Source organism: Stenotrophomonas forensis (assembly GCF_028752115.1).
GTDB classification, from domain to species: Bacteria; Pseudomonadota; Gammaproteobacteria; order Xanthomonadales; family Xanthomonadaceae; genus Stenotrophomonas; species Stenotrophomonas forensis.
Map to the genome: position 1 here is coordinate 3,907,256 of NZ_CP082270.1, position 17,979 is coordinate 3,925,234.

Sequence of the window (17,979 nt, forward strand, 5' to 3'; positions counted from 1 at the left end):
GCCGGCCCGCGATCACGGGCCGGCGGGTGGTGCTTACGGCTTCTGGCGCATCACGATGGTGGCCATGCCTTCATAGCTGCCGGACTTCAGCACCCCGGCGGTGGTCTGGGTGATTGCCAGTTCCAGCGGCTTGGAGACGCCGTCGATGGCACCATCGAACAGATCTGTGGCGCTCAGATCCTGGCTGGCGGTGGTCAGTTCCAGATTGTGCAGGCTGACGGTCATCGGCACCGGCGTGGCACCCACGTGGCCGATGGTCGGCACCAGTTCCAGAGCATTCTGCAGGCTGACCTGAATGTCCTTGCTGTCGTCGTTGGTGAAGATGCGGGTCATCAGCGTCCACGGCTCCAGGCCGCCGGGACGGACGTTGCCACCGCTGCCATCGTTGAACTCCGGCAGGTAGTTCATGGTGATGCTGTCCGGCAGCGGGCTGCCGTTCTCCTGCTGGAAGGCAAGTGTGGTGTCCACGTTGGCGTAGACGGAGATGCGGGTGTCGACTGCATGCGCAGACAGTGAAGCGGTGGCCAGCGCTGCAGCGAGCGCGGCTTTCTTGACGATGACGTTCATGGGGCGTGTCTCTCTCGGACAGGAAACGTGAAAGCTCCCCTCTCCGCAAAGGCGAGGGAAGCGCCGCCGGCGGAGGTGGATGCGGGCGACGGAGAGAATGTTAGGAATCCATTGCCCCACAAACCATTCAAGCATTCCTAAAACGCTGAACGCTGATCAGGATTTTTGAAGCCGCTCAAGGTTTGGGAATTACTCAATATCTCTCAACCTGTTTTTGCAACATTTCTCATTGCTCTGCGCAAACATCATGAAACGCCCAACCCAGAATGGCTCAGGCCGCCTTACGGCGGCCTGAGACTTCACGCACTACGCAATCGTCAGAAGAAGATCGCGTACAGGATCAGCAGCGGGATCGGAACACCCAGCAGCCATAGCAGCAACATCTTCATATCCGTTCTCCTGAAGCAATAGGAATTACAGGTCGCGGCGACGGCCGCCCCACGTGGCGCTGAGGCTGGCGAAGAACGCGCCGATCAGCAGGGTGATGAACAGCCACAGGGCGGCGTACGCCGTCGCCTTGCGTGCATCGTCGGCGGCCTGCTTGGCCGTGGTCTTGGCCTTCTCCAGCGCCGCACGCATGCGCGTCTGCACGTCGGTCACGCGGGCCTGCGCTTCGGCTTCGCTCATGCCGGTTTCGCGGGCAATCAGCTGTGACAGGTACTGGGTATCGGCCGGGTCCAGGCCATCGCCCTGCAGGCTGTTGACGATGATGCGGTTCACTTCCGCACGCACCTCGCGGCGATCGCCGCCGGGGCCACCCGCCATCGGGCGCGGCGGCGGCGTCATGCCGGCCGGACGCGGACCGGCGTTCGGTGCCGCCGGCGGCGGCGGTGCGGCCGGATCGTTCATCGCACCCGGTGCCGGCGGCGTGCCCGGTGCCGGCGGCGCCCCTGCCTCCGGTGCGCCCGGAGCCGGGCGAGCCGCGCTGCGGAACAGCGAATCGACCCAATAGTTGAGGTCGCCTTCCTGCGCATTGCCTGCAGCGGCCGTGCCGGCTGCTGCGGTGACCACGCCTGCCGTCGAGGCCGCTGCACCCGCCGTGGCACCGGCGACCTTGGCGCCCGCACCCAGCACACCACCGATGGCCGAGGTCAGCAGGCCGGCGGTGAGCAGCGTCGCCACGGCCCACGACACGAAGCCATGCGCGGTGTCGCGGAAGTAGGTTTCATCACCGTGGATCAGCGTCCACTTGGTGCGCAGGCGGCCGGCCAGGTAGCCGCCCAGGCCCGATGCGGCCAGTGCGGTGAAGGTGAGCCAGGCGATGCTGGACCAGCCGAAGGTTTCCTTGCTGACACCTTCAAACGACCACGGCGACACCGATGACAGGCCGAGGCCGACGCCAAGAATCAGCAAGATGAGGGACAGGGCGGCGGCGGCGACGGCACCGGCAAAGATCGCGCCCCAGGACACCGCGCTTTCGCTGGCGGGCGGGACGACCGGTGCGGTGACGACGGTGGCAACGTCGGGGCCGAGCGGGCCACGCTCGGGTGGATCAAATCGGGTACTCATCGGGATGGACGCTCCGTTTCAAGGGCTGCGAATGCAGCTGGCGTCCTGAGGCTGCGCGAGCCGTTGTGAAGCGGATGAGACCCTTGAATCACGCGGTCTTGGCGCGGTGGTGGTTCAACGCCCGTCGAGCCCGGTAGATCCAGGCGATGCGTGGAGGGTTTGGGCCGAATGCGTGCCAACCAAGGTTGGCACCCACCAAAGCGCGGGCATCGCGGTAGATCCACGCCATGCGTGGATGGCTTGCGCGGAATGCGTGCCAACCAAGGTTGGCACCTACCAACGCCAGGCAAAGAAAAACGCCCCGCGGATGCGGGGCGTCTTCAGCACAACCTACTGCGGGCGATCAGCCCTGGTAGTCGCGCACGTCGCTGCCGGTGTAGACCTGGCGCGGACGGCCGATCTTCATTTCCGGATCGACCTGCTGTTCCAGCCAATGCGACACCCAGCCGGAGGTACGGCCCAGGGCGAACATGACGGTGAACATTTCGGTCGGGATCTGCAGCGCCTTGTAGATGATGCCGCTGTAGAAATCGACGTTCGGGTACAGCTTGCGGGCGACGAAGTATTCGTCCTGCAGCGCGGCCTGTTCCAGCTTCACGGCCACGTCCAGCAGCGGATCCTGCACGCCCAGCTGCTTGAGCACCTTGCCGGTCATCTCACCGATGACCTTGGCGCGCGGGTCGAAGTTCTTGTAGACGCGGTGGCCGAAGCCCATCAGGCGGAAGCCGGAGGTCTTGTCCTTGGCCTTGAGCACGGCGGACTCGACGTTGTCGGCAGTGCCGATTTCTTCCAGCATCTTCAGCACGGCTTCGTTGGCACCGCCGTGGGCCGGACCCCACAGCGCGGTGACGCCCGCAGCGACCGACGCATACGGGTTGGCACCGGTCGAACCGACCAGGCGCACGGTCGAGGTCGACGCGTTCTGCTCGTGGTCGGCATGCAGGATGAACAGCAGGTCCAGCGCCTTGACCACGTCCTGGTTCAGCTCGTACTGGCCGTCGGCCGACTCGAAGGTCTGCTTCAGGAAGCGGCTGACGTAATCCAGCGAGGTGTCCGGCTTGTTGGCCGGCAGGCCCTTGCCGTGGCGGTAGATCAGCGCCGACAGGGTCGGCACCTTGGCGATCAGGCGCACGGCGGCCTGGCGGCGCTGTTCGGCGTCGGACAGGTCCAGCGAGGCGTGGTAGATGCCCGACAGCTGCGCGATGGCGGCGGTCAGGATGGCCATCGGGTGGGCATCCTTGGCGAAGCTGCCGATCAGGGTGTTGATCGACGCATCGACATTGGCTTCGGCCGCCAGCTCGTCGGTGAAGGCCTTCAGCTGCTCGGCGCTCGGGCGCTCGCCGTTGATCAGCAGGTAGGCCACTTCGACGTAGCTCGACTTTTCCGACAGCTGTTCGATCGGGTAGCCGCGATACAGCAGCACGCCCTTGTCGCCGTCGATGTAGGTGATGGCGGACTTGCAGCTGGCCGTCGCGGTGAAGCCGGAATCGTAGGTGAAATACCCCGTTTCCTTGGTCAGCTTCGCGATGTCGACGCAGTCGTTGCCAAGGGTGGGTTTGATGACGGGCAGAACGACGGACTTATCGCCGGCGTTGAGCGTGACCTGATCAAGATCGGACACTGTGTGCGCTCCTTCATGGGAAGGCGCCTGCCCAAGCGCATTGGTCAGGCACGTGAATGACGTCCTCGGCCTGTGCCGGGGATCACGCCATTATCGCACAGCAGCATTTGCCCGGCGCTAGACAGAAGTCGTAGACGACAGGCGGCCAGAACCCGGCCATTGAGCGGCCCGGATCGGCAAAAGCGTTGTCACACGAACGCAGTGTTCCGTCCATCCAAACGCCCGTTGGGCAGGCGTTGGGGAAAAACAAACGGCCGCGCAGAGCGCGGCCGTCGGTTCGAAGCTGGATCGACAGATCAGCGCGCGTAGCGCTTCTGGAACTTGTCGATACGGCCCGAGGTGTCGATGACCTTGTGCTTGCCCGTGTAGAACGGGTGCGAAGCCGAGGAAATTTCAACCTTGACCAGCGGGTATTCGTTGCCGTCTTCCCACTGGATGGTTTCCTTCGTCGCCATGGTCGAGCGGGTCAGGATCTTGAAATCGGAGGTGACGTCATGGAAGACGACGTCGCGGTAGTTCGGATGGATATCGGCCTTCATGGGCTCACACCGTAAATGGGCTGGTGGTCAAGAGCGGCATTATAAGCACCGGTTGCCGCCCGGGGCAACCGGTACCGGGACATCGACCTCAGTCCGCGCCCAGGGCCTGGCGTACCAGGGCCTCGAAACGCTGCTGGTCGTAGGCCATCAGCAGATCGCAGTTGTCCGGCTGGCCGGTCTGGCGGTTCCAGTCGACGATGGTGGCACCGCGGCTGAACGTGCCGTTCAGTTCCACGTTCAGCGGCCGCGACTCGACCTGCAGCTGCCCTTCCGGGTTCAACGCCCAGGCCATGGCCACCGCGTCGGCGGTGTACCAGCGGCCCCCCTTGCTGTCTTCGGACAGGCCACGGGTCTTGCGCGAGATCAGCTCGTAGAAGCGGGCGCGATCGGAATCGGCCTGCAGCCACTTCTCGGCGTCCTGCAGGGGCAGGCCGTGGGCGACGGTGGCTTCCCAGTCCGATACCAGCAGGTGCTTGAACGAGGTGAACACCACATGCGCCGCTTCCGGATCGAACGCGATGTTGAACTCGGCGGCCGGGGTGATGTTGCCGTGGCAGGTGACCGCGCCGCCCATCACCACGATGCGCTTGATGCGCTGGGGCAGGGTCGGGTCCAGCTTCAGCGCCAGCGCCAGGTTGGTCAGCGGACCGAGCATCACCAGCATCAGTTCGCCGGCGTGTTCGTGCGACAGGCGCAGGATGGCCAGCGCAGCATGCTCGGCTTCGGCCTGGCGGCTCGGCGGCGGCAGGTCCACGTCGCCGTAACCATCACGGCCATGCACGTGGGCAGCGTCGACGGAGGGATGCAGCAGCGGATCCGGGCTGCCGGCAAACACCGGCACGTCGGCGCGGCCAACGATGTCGCAGAGCTTGAGGGCGTTGCGGACGGTGTACTGCAGGCCGACATTGCCGGCGGCGATGGTCAGGGCGACCACGTCATGCCGTTCATCGGCAAAGGCCATCAGCAGGGCCAGGGCGTCGTCCACACCGGGGTCGGTGTCGATCAACAGGGGGATCTTGTGGGTCATCGTTGCCGTCTTCAGATCGGCAACGAAGTGTGGACCGGGATGATGACCGTTGCAAGTACGGGGGTTGGGGTTCGGCAGGGCTGCGCCCTGCACCCGCCGAATCAACGGCAAACGCCAGAGCAACGGCAAAAGCTGGTTTCCTGGGGGATGGCGGGGTGGGTCCGGTGGCAGGGGCCGCCGTGAACCCGTCCATGGGGGCTTGGTCGCGGCATCCATGCCGCTCACACCCCTGCCACCGGACCCACCCCGCCTTCGACAGATTTCCGCGGCTGCCGGAACGGCGCTCTGCGCTGCCTTTGGTGGGTGTCGACCTTGGTCGACACATCCACGAATTCATCGAAAAAGCTCTCTGTAGAGTCGAGCCATGCTCGACTCACGCGCGCAGCGTGGATGTGTGGGCCAAGGTCCACACCCACCCAAGCGGCATTACGCCGAGGCGTAGCGCACGGCGGTGCCGATCCAGCGCTGCACCACGCGGTCGGCCAGTGCGGGTTGCTGGGCCAGCAGGCGTTCGGCGAGGTCGTGCACGCCGGGCAGCAGGCCGGCGTCGCGGGCCAGGTCGGCAATGCGGAATCCGGCCAGTCCGGTCTGGCGGGTGCCGAGCAGTTCGCCGGGGCCGCGCAGCTCCAGGTCCTTCTCGGCGATGACGAAACCATCGTTGGTTTCGCGCATGGTCTGCAGGCGCTCGCGCGCCATCTGCGAGAGCGGCGCCTGATACAGCAGCACGCAGCGCGACACGGCCGAACCGCGGCCGACGCGGCCACGCAGCTGGTGCAGCTGGGCCAGGCCCAGCCGCTCGGCGTTCTCGATCACCATCAGCGAGGCATTGGGTACGTCCACGCCCACTTCGATGACGGTGGTCGCCACCAGCAGGTCGATCTCGCCGGCCTTGAACGCCACCATCGTCGCCAGCTTCTCGGCCGCCTTCAGGCGGCCATGCACCAGCCCGACGCGCACGCCCGGCAGCAGCGCCTGCAGCGATTCGTAGGTGGCCTGCGCGGGCGTGGCATCCAGCTCTTCGCTTTCCTCGATGAGCGTGCACACCCAGTACACCTGCCGTCCTTCCCGGCAGGCCAGCGCGATGCGCTCGATCAGCTCGGGGCGACGGTCGTTGTTGAGTGCCACGGTCTGCACCGGCGTGCGGCCGGGCGGCAGTTCGTCGATGGCCGACACGTCCAGATCGGCGTACTCGGACATCGCCAGCGTGCGCGGAATCGGCGTTGCGGTCATCACCAACTGGTGTGGCACGCTGTTGCCGCCCGCGCCCTTGTCGCGCAGGGCCAGGCGTTGGTGCACGCCGAAGCGGTGCTGTTCATCGACGATGGCCAGGGCCAGGTCCTGGAACACCACCGCGTCCTGCATAAGCGCGTGGGTACCGACCACCACCTGCGCCTCGCCGTTGGCGACCTGTTCCATCACCTTGGCGCGCGCCTTGCCGGTGACCTTGCCGGCCAGCCAGGCGATGCGCACGCCAAGCGGTTCCAGCCAGCCGCGCAGGTTGTTGAGATGTTGTTCGGCCAGCAGTTCAGTGGGCGCCGCCAATGCGACCTGCTTGCCCTGTTCCACCGCCAGCATCGCCGCCAGCGCGGCAACCACGGTCTTGCCGGAGCCGACGTCGCCCTGCACCAGCCGCAGCATCGGGCTGGGCCGCGACAGGTCTTCGCGGATCTGCTTGAACACGCGTGCCTGCGCACCTGTCAGCGCGAACGGCAGCTGCTTCAGCAGTGCTTTGGCCAGCGTGCCCGGGCCGGCCAGCGGCGGCGCGTGATGCGCCTGCAATGCGATGCGCTGGCGACGCAGGCTGAGGTGGTGCGCCAGCAGCTCTTCCATCGCCAGGCGACGCTGCGCCGGATGGGTGCCTGCGGCCAGCGCGGCCAGGTCGGCATCCGGCGGCGGCCGGTGCACGGTCAGCAGCGCGCTGCGCAGCGAGGGCAGCTTGAGGCCGTCCAGCCAGCCACTGGGCAGCAGTTCCAGCGTGCTTTCCTCGGGCAGGCGGTCCAGGGCCTGGCCGATCAGCTTGCGCATCGTCATCGGGCCAACGCCCTCGACGGTGGGATACACCGGGTCGAGGCGGTCGCCGAGTTCGGGATCGTCATTGCGGCCCAGCACCTGGTAGCTGGGGTGGACGATCTCCAGGCCGAGGTGGCCGGGCTTGGGCGTGCCAAAGCAGCGCAGCCGGTTGCCGACCGCGAACTGGCCGACCTGCTGCTGGCGGAAATGGAAGAAGCGCAGCACCAGGGTGCCCTGCCCTTCATCCTCCACCGCCACCTTCAGCATCGGCCGGTAGCGCATGCCGCGTTCAACCGCGACCACCCGCCCCTCCACCTGCGCCGGCACGCCGTTGCGCAGGTCTTCGATGCGGGTCAGCCGGGTGCGGTCTTCATAGCGCAGCGGCAGGTGAAGCCAGAGATCCTGCAGGGTGGCCAGGCCACGCGCCTGCAGTTTGGCGGCCACGGCCGGGCCCACGCCAGCGAGCATCGCCAGGGATGCTTCGCCGGACGGTGACAGGACCGGGGTGACCGCCGCCTTGCGTGCCACGTGGCGGTCAGTCGATGACCATCACCGCGTCGACCTCGAAGTTGGCGCCCTTCGGCAGGCCGGACACTTCGATGGTGGAACGGGCCGGGTACGGCGCCTGGAAGTAGTCCTGCATGACCGCGTTGACCTTGGCGAACTCGCCCAGATCGGTCAGGTACAGGCCCAGGCGCACGACCTTGTCCAGCGAGCCGCCAGCGGCTTCGGCCACGGCCTTGAGGTTGTCGAAGGCGCGACGGGCCTGGGCTTCGACGTCACCGGCGCCGACGATGTCGCCGGTAGCCGGGTCGAGCGGGATCTGCCCGGAGAAGTACACGGTATTGCCGGCGCGCACGGCCTGCGAGTACGGGCCGATGGCGGCGGGAGCCTTTTCGGTGTTGATGATCTGGCGGGACATGGGTCGCTCCGGAGCTTGGGGGAAACAGAGCGGCAATTGTAGCAACCCGGTAGTGCCGGCCGCTGGCCGGCAACCTCGCAATGCAGCGGGTCCACGCGATTGCCGGCCAGCGGCCGGCACTACCAGGTTCGCGTTATTGCCGGCGTACCGACTGCACGACCGACAGGCGGCGCAGGCGGCGCATCACTTCGGCCAGGTGGTTGCGGTCGCGCACCTGGATGTTGAACGCCAGCACGGCGGCGTTGAAGTCGCGGTCCAGGTAGTCCACGCGCTCGATGTTGGAGTGGCTCTGGGCGATGGCGGCCGCCAGCTGCGCCAGCACGCCGGTGCCGTTCTCCACTTCCACCACCAACGAGGTGTCGTAGTCGCCGGAGACAGTGGTGTCCCAGCCGATCGGCACCCAGCGCTCGGGCGACTTGCGCAGTTCGGCCAGGTTCGGGCAGTCCATGCGGTGTACCACGATGCCCTTGCCGGCGGTGTGGTAGCCCATGATCTCGTCGCCGGGAATCGGCTGGCAGCAGCCGGCGAAGGTGACCACGCCGCGCTCGCTGCCGTTGATCAGGATCTTTTCCTGCGAGTGGTGGCGCGAATGCGGGCCACCGCGCAGTTCGGCGTAGGCCATCAGTGCCTGCGCGGCCTGGGTCGGCATCCAGTTGCCCAGCGCGACTTCGGCCAGCAGGGCCTCCAGGCGCGGGAAGCGGTGCTCGGCCAGGAACGCGTCCAGGCGCCCCTTCGGCAGCCGCTCCAGCGAGGAATCCATTGCTTCCAGCGCGCGGTCGAGCATGCGATGGCCCAGCTGCACGGCATCTTCGTGTTCCAGCTGCTTGAGCTGGTGGCGGATGGCGGTGCGTGCCTTGCTGGTGACCACGAACTCCAGCCACTGCGGTTTCGGCGTGGCCGAGCGCGCGGTGATGATTTCCACCGACTGGCCCGACACCAGCTTGGTGCGCAGCGGCACCAGCTTCTTGTCCACCCGCGAGGCCACCGCCATGTTGCCGACGTCGGTATGCACGGCATAGGCGAAATCGAGCGCGGTGGAGTTGCGCGGCAGGGCCAGGATCTTGCCCTTCGGGGTGAACAGGTAGACCTCGTCCGGGAACAGGTCGACCTTGACGTTGTCGAGGAATTCCAGCGAGGACCCGGCGGCGCGCTGCGAATCGATCAGCTCGACGATCCAGGCATGCGCACGGCTCTGCGCGCTGTTGGGCGAATCACCGCCGAACTTGTAGGTCCAGTGCGCGGCCACGCCGCGTTCGGCGATGAGGTCCATCTCTTCGGTGCGGATCTGCACTTCGATCGGCGAACCATAGGGCCCGAACAGCACGGTATGCAGCGACTGGTAACCGTTGGCCTTGGGAATGGCGATGAAATCGCGGAAGCGCCCATCCAGCGGCTTGAAGGTGGCATGCACCGAACCCAGCGCGTGGTAACAGCTGGGTACGCTGCGCACGACCAGGCGGAAGCCGAACACGTCCATCACCTGGTCGAAGGATTTGTTCTCGTCGCGCATCTTGTTGTAGATGCTCCACGGGGTCTTGATGCGGCTGATCAGCCGATGCTCGATCCCTTCCTTGGCCAGGCGCTGCGACAACTGCACTTCCACCTGCGCCATCGCTTCGCGGCGCACCACCGGCTGGCTGCGGATGTGCTTTTCGATGATCGCGTGGCGCCACGGATACAGCGCCTTGAAACCGAGGTTCTGCAGTTCGCTCTTGACCAGGCTCATGCCCAGGCGCTGCGCGATCGGTGCGTAGATCTCCAGCGTCTCGCGGGCGATGCGGCCGCGTGCCTCGCGGCTCTGCGCACCCAGCGTGCGCATGTTGTGCAGGCGGTCGGCCAGCTTGATCATGATCACGCGCAGGTCGCGCGACATCGCCAGCAGCATCTTGCGGAAGCTCTCGGCGGCCGCTTCCTGGCGGTCGCGGAACTTCAGCTTGTCCAGCTTGGTCACGCCGTCGACCAGTTCGGCCACGGCTTCGCCGAACTCCGAGGCCAGTTCCTCACGGGTCAGCGGGGTGTCTTCGATGGTGTCGTGCAGGATCGCGGCGATCAGCGCTTCCACGTCCAGGCCCAGCTCGGCCAGCACCTGGGCCACGGCCACCGGATGGGTGATATAGGGCTCGCCCGACTTGCGCGTCTGCCCAGCGTGCGCAGCGGATCCGACTTCCCAGGCACGGCGCAGCAGCGGCAGCTGCTCCGGCGGCAGGTAATGGGCGGCGCGTTCAAGCTGGAGGACGTAGTCGGGTACGGCGGCAGTGGCGGCTGCGGCGACCTTGGCAGTGGGGCCTGGGTTCATGCCCGAAGCCTATTCCAGCGCGACGTTTACGGCAAATCCTGAATGCGAAACAGCCCGCGCGGGGCGGGCTGTTCGGCTATCCAGCAATGACTCTGATCGATGTGATCAATCGTCGTTCTTGGACATGTCTTCGTCGGCGACCACTTCGGCGGCGGCCCACTCCAGCGCTTCGCGCTCGGCGCGCTCACGCTCGGCCTTCTCGACTTCGTCGATCAGCGCGTTGTCGATCTTGCGGGCGGCGATTTCGCGCAGCGCCAGCACGGTCGGCTTGTCCTCGGTCTCGCTGTTGTCCAGCGTGGCCTGCACGCCGTTGGCGAGCTGGCGGGCACGCTTGGAAGCCATCATGACCAGTTCGAAACGGTTGTTAACGACTTCCAGGCAATCTTCTACGGTGATGCGGGCCATACGGGCTCCCGGCGACCGGTCGGCCGCTCAGTCGAATGAGGGAAAGGGGACGGAGTGTACTGGCAGGGGCTGGACAAAATCAAGCCAACCCCCACCCTATTCTTTTGGAATCAGTCAGTTGCGCCCGGATCGGGGGTCAACAGGGCCTGGATCAGGCCGGCGTGGCGGACCTTCTGGGCCTCCCGACGCAGGCGGCTGGCGGTGAAGATGGCGCACAGCTCGTCGACGGCGGTGTCGAACACCTCGTTGACGATCACGTAGTCGAACTCGTTGAAGTGCAGCATCTCGTCACGCGCCGCGCCCAGGCGCTGGGCGATGACCGCCTCGCTGTCCTGGCCGCGCTTGCGCATGCGGTCCTGCAACGCCTGCTTGGACGGCGGCAGGATGAACACGGTGACCGTGCCCGGCACCAGCTGGCGCACCTGCTGCGCGCCCTGCCAGTCGATCTCCAGCAGCACGTCCTGGCCGGCGGCCAGCTGCGGTTCCACCGACTGCCGGGCGGTGCCCTTCCAGTCGCCGTGCACCCAGGCATGCTCGAAGAAATCGCCGGCGGCGATCATCTGCTCGAACTTTTCGGCACTGACGAAGTGGTAGTGCTGGCCGTTCACTTCACCCGGGCGCATCGCACGCGAAGTGAAGGAAATCGACAGGGCGATCTGCGGATCACGCGCCAGCGTGGCGTTGACGATGCTGCTCTTGCCGGCGCCGGAGGGGGCGGCAACGATGTACAGCGTGCCGCGCGCGACGGCGTCCGACGAAGGTGACGGGGCGCTCATGCACGGAACCCAACTGGTTGATTTCGCAAAATTTTTCCTCGATGTTCCAGATCCGGCGCGGAGGATCGCGCCAGGACGGCGGAGGCTGCGCGGAACATCCTGGAACCAGGCCCGGCAGACGGCTCCCCGGGGTGCGGGCACGCAACTTTACCAGAGCCGCCCCTTTTCGCGCCCCTTGGCGAGGCGGCCGGACCTTGTGCCACATGGGCATCCGGGGGCCTGTGCTATAACCGGGCCGTACCTACCGACAGCCGGGTGGTCTGCGTGCCGCCCCGCCATCCAAGGAGAACGGCATGCCCTCGATGAGTCGCCGCCAGTTCCTGAAGGTCACCGGGACAACCCTGGTGGGCTCCAGCCTGGCATTGATGGGCTTCGCGCCCGGCATCGCGCTCGCGGAGGTCCGGCAGTACAAGCTGACCCGCGCGACCGAGACCCGCAACACCTGTACCTACTGTTCGGTGGCCTGCGGCATCCTGATGTACAGCCTCGGCGATGGCGCCAAGAACGCCGAGCCGAGCATCTTCCATATCGAAGGCGACCCGGACCATCCGGTCAACCGCGGCACGCTGTGCCCGAAGGGTGCCGGCCTGGCCGACATCATCCACAGCAAGTCGCGCCTGCTCTACCCCGAGTACCGCGCACCGGGCTCGAACGAGTGGAAGCGGCTGAGCTGGGACGATGCGCTGGACCGCATCGCGCGGCTGATGAAGGAAGACCGCGATGCCAACTTCGTAGAGAAGAACGAGGCCGGGCAGACGGTCAACCGCTGGCTGACCACCGGCATGCTGGCGGCCTCGGCCACCAGCAATGAAACCGCGGTGCTGACCCACAAGGTCGTGCGCTCCCTCGGCATGCTGGCATTCGACAACCAGGCACGTGTCTGACACGGCCCGACGGTGGCAGGTCTTGCCCCGACGCTAGGCCGTGGTGCGATGACGAATCATTGGGTCGACATCAAGAATGCCGACCTGATCCTGATCATGGGTGGCAATGCCGCCGAGGCGCACCCGTGCGGCTTCAAATGGGTGACCGAAGCGAAGGCACACAACAAGGCCCGCCTGATCGTGGTCGACCCGCGCTTCAACCGCTCGGCCGCGGTGGCCGACGTGTATGCGCCGATCCGTACCGGCACCGACATCGTGTTCCTGGGCGGCCTGATCAACTACCTGTTGACCGAGGACCGCATCCAGCACGAGTACGTGCTGAACTACACCGACATGTCGTTCCTGGTGAAGGACGAATTCGCCTTCAAGGATGGCCTGTATTCGGGCTACAACGAAGAAAAGCGCAGCTACGACCGTTCCAGCTGGGACTACGTCTATGGTGATGATGGCTTCGTGCGCAGCGACCCGACGCTGAAGGACCCGCGCTGCGTCTACACCCTGCTCAAGCAGCACTACGCGCGCTACACCGTGGAGATGGTCGAACGCATCTGCGGTACGCCGGCCGACAGCATCCGCCAGGTCTGGGACATGATCGCGTCCACCGCCGGCAAGGACAAGGCGATGACCATCCTGTACGCGCTGGGCTGGACGCAGCACTCGGTGGGCGCGCAGAACGTGCGTGCCGGCACCATGGTGCAGCTGCTGCTGGGCAACATCGGCGTGGCCGGCGGCGGCATGAACGCGCTGCGCGGACACTCCAACATCCAGGGCCTGACCGACATCGGCCTGATGTCCGACCTGCTGCCCGGCTACCTGACGTTGCCGAAACAGGACGAACAGGACTACGACGCCTACATCGCCAAGCGCACACAGAAGCCGCTGCGCGCCAACCAGATGTCGTTCTGGCAGAACTATCCGAAGTTCCACGTCAGCCTGATGAAATCGTGGTGGGGCGACGCCGCCACCGCCGACAACAACTGGTGCTTCGATTACCTGCCCAAGCTCGACAAGCCGTACGACATGCTGCAGGCGTACGAGCTGATGAACGAAGGCAAGATCCACGGCTACATCTGCCAGGGCTTCAACCCGCTGGCCTCGGCGCCGAACAAGGGCAAGCTGATCAGCGCGTTCTCCAAGCTGAAGTTCATGGTCAGCATGGACCCGCTGGAAACCGAGACGATTGCGTTCTGGCAGAACCACGGCGCGCTGAACGACGTCGATCCCCGCGCCATCCAGACCGAAGTATTCCGCTTGCCAACCACCTCCTTCGCCGAGGAGAACGGCGCGGTGGTGAACTCCTCGCGCTGGCTGCAGTGGCACTGGAAGGGCGCCAACCCGCCGGGCGAAGCGCGCAGCGACATCGAGATCATGTCCGAGCTGTTCCATCGCATCAAGGCGATGTACGAGAAGGACGGCGGCGCATGGTGGGAACCGGTGCGCGATCTGGCCTGGAAGTATTCCAACCCGGAGGTGCCGACGCCGGAAGAACTGGCGATGGAATACAACGGCAAGGCACTGGCGGACGTGTTCGATCCCAAGTACCCGACCAAGCTGGTGCGCAAGGCCGGCGAGCAGCTGGCCGCGTTCGGCGACCTGCGCGACGATGGCAGCACCTCATCGGGCTGCTGGATCTACATCGGCGCCTGGGGCCCGACCGGCAACATGATGGCGCGGCGTGACAACAGCGACCCGACCGGCATCGGCAATACGCTGGGCTGGGCCTGGGCGTGGCCGGCCAACCGCCGCGTGATGTACAACCGCGCCTCGTGCGATGTGGCCGGCCAGCCATTCGACCCGCGACGCACGCTGCTGGCGTGGAACGGCAAGAACTGGGGCAGCGTGGACGTACCCGACTTCAAGGCCGACGAAGATCCGGCCGGCGGCATGGGACCGTTCATCATGAACCCCGAAGGCATCGCCCGCTTCTTCGCCAAGGCCGGCATGGCCGAGGGCCCGTTCCCCGAGCATTACGAGCCGTTCGATACACCGCTGCGCAGCAACCCGCTCAGCCCCGGCCAGGCGCAGACGCTGAACAACCCGGCCGCGCGCGTGTTTGCCAGCGACCGTGCGCAGATCGGCTCGCCGGACGAGTTCCCGCATGTGGCCACCACCTACCGCCTGACCGAGCATTTCCACTTCTGGACCAAGCACGGCAAGCTCAACGCCATCATCCAGCCCGAGCAGTTCGTCGAGATCGGCGCGGCGCTGGCCGACGAGCTGGGCATCAACAACGGCAGCCGCGTGCGCGTGAGTTCCAAGCGCGGCCATATCGAAGCCGTCGCGATGGTGACCAAGCGCATCAAAGCCCTGCAGATCGATGGAAAGACCGTGCACCAGGTGGGCATACCGATCCACTGGGGCTTCCTCGGTGCGGCCAAGCCCGGCTACATCGCCAATACGCTGACCAACGCCATCGGTGACGGCAACTCGCAGACGCCCGAGTCGAAGTGCATCCTGGTCAAGGTCGAGAAGGTGTAGGAGACACGTCATGTCACTGCAATCGCTGGACATCATCCGCCGCTCGGCCACCACCACGCCCTCGCCGGAGGCGCGTGGTGCGCACACCGGCCAGGTCGCCAAGCTGATCGACGTGAGCAAGTGCATCGGCTGCAAGGCCTGCCAGGTCGCCTGCATGGAGTGGAACGACCTGCGCGACGAGGTCGGCAGCTGCGTCGGCAGCTATGACAACCCGCCCGACCTGAGTGAACAGTCGTGGACGGTGATGAAGTTCCGCGAGTACGAGGACGAGAAGGGCAAGCTGGAATGGCTGATCCGCAAGGAAGGCTGCATGCACTGCAGCGATCCGGGTTGCCTGAAGGCCTGCCCGTCGCCGGGCGCGATCATCCAGTACGCCAACGGCATCGTCGATTTCCAGGAAGAGAACTGCATCGGCTGCGGCTACTGCGTCACCGGCTGCCCGTTCGACGTCCCGCGCATTTCCAAGAAGGACCACAAGGCCTACAAGTGCACGCTGTGTTCGGACCGCGTGGCGGTGGGCCAGGAGCCGGCCTGCGTGAAGACCTGCCCGACCGGTGCGATCACCTTCGGCAGCAAGCAGGCGATGACCGAGCATGCGGCCGGCCGCGTGGAGGACCTGAAATCACGCGGCTACGAGAACGCCGGCCTGTATGACCCACAGGGCGTCGGCGGCACCCACGTGATGTACGTGCTGCAGCACGTCGACAAGCCCGAACTGTACGCCGACCTGCCCAAAGACCCGCGCATCAGCCCGATGGTGGAGGTGTGGAAGGGCGTGGCCAAGCCGCTGGGCGTGCTGGCCATCGCCGCTACCGCGTTTGTCGGCTTCCTGCATTACATCGGCATCGGCCGCAACACGGTGAACGACGAGGAAGAGGAAGAGGCCGAACACGAGGCGAAGAAGATCGAAGAGGAGCAGCGGCCATGAAGTACGCACCGCACCCGCGGCAGATCATCCGCTACCGCGCGCCGACCCGCATCAACCACTGGATCGTGGCGATCTGTTTCGTGCTGACCGCGCTGTCCGGGCTGGCGCTGTTCCACCCTGCCCTGTTTCCGTTGACCCAGCTGTTCGGCGGCGGGCCGTGGACGCGCATCCTGCACCCGTTCATCGGCCTGGCCATGGTGATCGGCTTTGCCCTGCTGGCGCTGCGGATGTGGCGTGACAACTTCCTCAGCGCCGATGACCGCGCGTGGATGCGCGGCATGCGCGATGTGCTGCGCAACGAGGACGAGAAGCTGCCGCCGGTGGGCCGCTTCAATGCCGGCCAGAAGTTGTTGTTCTGGGCCATCATCGGTTGCCTGTCGGCGCTGCTGCTGACCGGCTTCGTGATCTGGCGGCAGTACTTCAGCCACTTCTTCCCGATCGGGGTGATCCGCTTCTCGGTGCTGGCCCATGCGCTGTTCGGCTGGGTACTGGTCTGCGCGATCGTGGTGCATATCTATGCGGCGATCTGGATCAAGGGTTCGGTGCGGGCGATGACCCAGGGCAAGGTGACCTATGGGTGGGCGTACAAGCACCATCGGCAGTGGTTCCGGGACATCCTGCGCGGGCGGCGGGAAGAGGGGTAGCGGCAGGGCCTGCGGCCCTGCACCCGCAGAATCAACGTCAACGTCAAAAGCGGGTCTCCTGAGGGATGGCGGGGTGGGTCCGGTTGCGGGGGACGCTGCAAGTACATCCATGTAAGCTCGGTCGCCGCATCCATGCGGCTCACGCCCCCGCAACCGGACCCACCCCGCCTTCGACAGAGTTCTGCGATCTGTCGGGACGGCGTTCTGCGTTGCTGTTGGTGGGTGTCGACCTTGGTCGACACGATGAACACGGCAACAACCGATGGGGTCAGATCCGTTTTCCTATGGAAAACGGATCTGACCCCAACCATTTCAAATGGCCGGCTGTGCGCTGGACGCCAGCGCCGACAACGGCGAGGATGGAGGCTGGTTCTTCCGGCTGGCCCTGCATGGCGCAACGCATCCTTGAACCCGGTGAAATCGAGACGCTGGCCTCGCGCGATGTTCCGCGCATCATCCTGCCCGATACCGCGTCGCTGTTTGCCGGACGTGCGGCGCGATTGCGCAGCCTGGCTGCGCACAGCGCCATCGGCGGCTATCTGCAGCTGCTGGCAGCCCTGGCCGATGCGCAGCAGTCGCTGCTGGACGAGTTGACGCCGCAGCAACGCGAGACCCTGCAGGCGCAGGCGCGTTCCCAGCAATCGAGTGCAGCAGCCGGCGCTGGGATGCCGTTGCGGCCGGCCAACACGCTGCAGCTGGATGGGCACTGGCGCGACTGGTTGCGCACCTTGTGCCGGCACTGTGCCGATGAGGCCGGGCTGCCGGCGGAAACCCGGCAGGAACTGCAGCGCGTTGCCGCTGCCGATGACGCATGGCTCGATGCACAGGCGCATGCGGTGCTGGAGCGTGATGACGCGCCTTCGCTGGATGCGGTGGCTGCACTGCTGGTGATGAACGCGCTGCAGGTGTACTGGGCGGTGCTGGCCGACAGCTTCCGCCCCACCGACCTGAAACCGCTGGCCGATGCGCCGGGGCTGTGCCCGTTGTGCGGCACCCTGCCGGTGGCCAGCGTGGTGCAGGCACGGCCGCCCTACGCGTCCTACCGTTATCTTTCCTGCTCGCTGTGTGCCTGCCAGTGGCACTACGTGCGCGTGCAGTGCAGCCAGTGCGGCGCCGCCGGCAAGGACATTGCCTACCGCGCCCTGGCCGATGTGGACGGCGACAGCGGCGAAGCCGTACGTGAAAGCGCCGTGCGAGCGGAGACCTGCGACCACTGCCACAGCTACCGCAAGATCCTCTATCTGGAAAAGGATCCGGCACTGGAACCGGTCGCTGATGATCTCGGCACGCTGTCGCTGGACCTGCTGCTGGGCGAGGAAGGCTACGCGCGTGCCAGCCAGAATCCGCTGCTGTGGCAATCCGACGGCGATTGA

The 17,979-nt window shown here is 66.0% G+C and carries 14 protein-coding genes; 4 read left to right on the top strand and 10 right to left on the bottom strand.

What is annotated here, in order from left to right; genetic code table 11:
- Positions 1 to 33: 33 nt before the first annotated feature.
- The 10 genes from K5L94_RS17955 to gmk form a co-directional block, all read right to left on the bottom strand.
- Complete coding sequence (locus tag K5L94_RS17955) at positions 34 to 567, bottom strand: CS1 type fimbrial major subunit (RefSeq protein ID WP_274511042.1); 534 nt, start codon at positions 565 to 567, stop codon at positions 34 to 36.
- Between the two features lie 414 nt (positions 568 to 981).
- Positions 982 to 2,076: a hypothetical protein gene (locus tag K5L94_RS17960; protein ID WP_274511043.1), complete on the bottom strand. Its 1,095-nt coding sequence runs from the start codon at positions 2,074 to 2,076 to the stop codon at positions 982 to 984.
- A 343-nt stretch (positions 2,077 to 2,419) separates the two neighbouring features.
- Positions 2,420 to 3,697, bottom strand: coding sequence for a citrate synthase (locus tag K5L94_RS17965; protein WP_053512167.1), 1,278 nt, complete (start codon positions 3,695 to 3,697; stop codon positions 2,420 to 2,422).
- 296 nt (positions 3,698 to 3,993) lie between these two features.
- Entirely contained in the window at positions 3,994 to 4,236 is a 243-nt protein-coding gene (locus tag K5L94_RS17970; protein ID WP_005410871.1) for a type B 50S ribosomal protein L31, read from the bottom strand.
- Between the two features lie 88 nt (positions 4,237 to 4,324).
- Entirely contained in the window at positions 4,325 to 5,263 is a 939-nt protein-coding gene (locus K5L94_RS17975) for a nucleoside hydrolase (protein ID WP_049457374.1), read from the bottom strand.
- 426 nt (positions 5,264 to 5,689) lie between these two features.
- A complete protein-coding gene (gene recG / locus K5L94_RS17980; RefSeq protein WP_219626267.1) occupies positions 5,690 to 7,741 on the bottom strand; it encodes an ATP-dependent DNA helicase RecG in 2,052 nt (683 codons plus the stop codon).
- Positions 7,742 to 7,808: 67 nt separating this feature from the next.
- Positions 7,809 to 8,195 carry a RidA family protein gene (locus K5L94_RS17985; protein ID WP_005410875.1) on the bottom strand — a complete coding sequence of 129 codons (387 nt, stop codon included), beginning with the start codon at positions 8,193 to 8,195 and terminating at the stop codon, positions 7,809 to 7,811.
- Between the two features lie 133 nt (positions 8,196 to 8,328).
- A complete protein-coding gene (locus K5L94_RS17990; protein WP_006466563.1) occupies positions 8,329 to 10,491 on the bottom strand; it encodes a RelA/SpoT family protein in 2,163 nt (720 codons plus the stop codon).
- Between the two features lie 105 nt (positions 10,492 to 10,596).
- Entirely contained in the window at positions 10,597 to 10,896 is a 300-nt protein-coding gene (gene rpoZ, locus K5L94_RS17995; protein WP_005410877.1) for a DNA-directed RNA polymerase subunit omega, read from the bottom strand.
- Between the two features lie 110 nt (positions 10,897 to 11,006).
- A complete protein-coding gene (gene gmk / locus K5L94_RS18000) occupies positions 11,007 to 11,672 on the bottom strand; it encodes a guanylate kinase (protein WP_006466566.1) in 666 nt (221 codons plus the stop codon).
- 293 nt (positions 11,673 to 11,965) lie between these two features.
- Here gmk and fdnG point away from each other — a divergent pair, with 293 nt between their 5' ends.
- From fdnG to fdhE, 4 genes are all read left to right on the top strand, one after another.
- The gene (fdnG, locus tag K5L94_RS18005) at positions 11,966 to 15,034 is read left to right on the top strand and encodes a formate dehydrogenase-N subunit alpha (RefSeq protein WP_274511067.1); all 3,069 of its coding nucleotides are present in this window, start codon (positions 11,966 to 11,968) and stop codon (positions 15,032 to 15,034) included.
- 10 nt (positions 15,035 to 15,044) lie between these two features.
- On the top strand, positions 15,045 to 15,962 hold the full coding sequence (gene fdxH / locus K5L94_RS18010) for a formate dehydrogenase subunit beta (protein WP_053450686.1): 918 nt from the start codon (positions 15,045 to 15,047) through the stop codon (positions 15,960 to 15,962).
- Positions 15,959 to 16,606 carry a formate dehydrogenase subunit gamma gene (locus K5L94_RS18015; RefSeq protein WP_053450687.1) on the top strand — a complete coding sequence of 216 codons (648 nt, stop codon included), beginning with the start codon at positions 15,959 to 15,961 and terminating at the stop codon, positions 16,604 to 16,606. The genes fdxH and K5L94_RS18015 overlap by 4 nt, the downstream gene beginning before the upstream one ends.
- 389 nt (positions 16,607 to 16,995) lie before the next feature.
- A complete protein-coding gene (gene fdhE, locus K5L94_RS18020; RefSeq protein WP_053450688.1) occupies positions 16,996 to 17,979 on the top strand; it encodes a formate dehydrogenase accessory protein FdhE in 984 nt (327 codons plus the stop codon).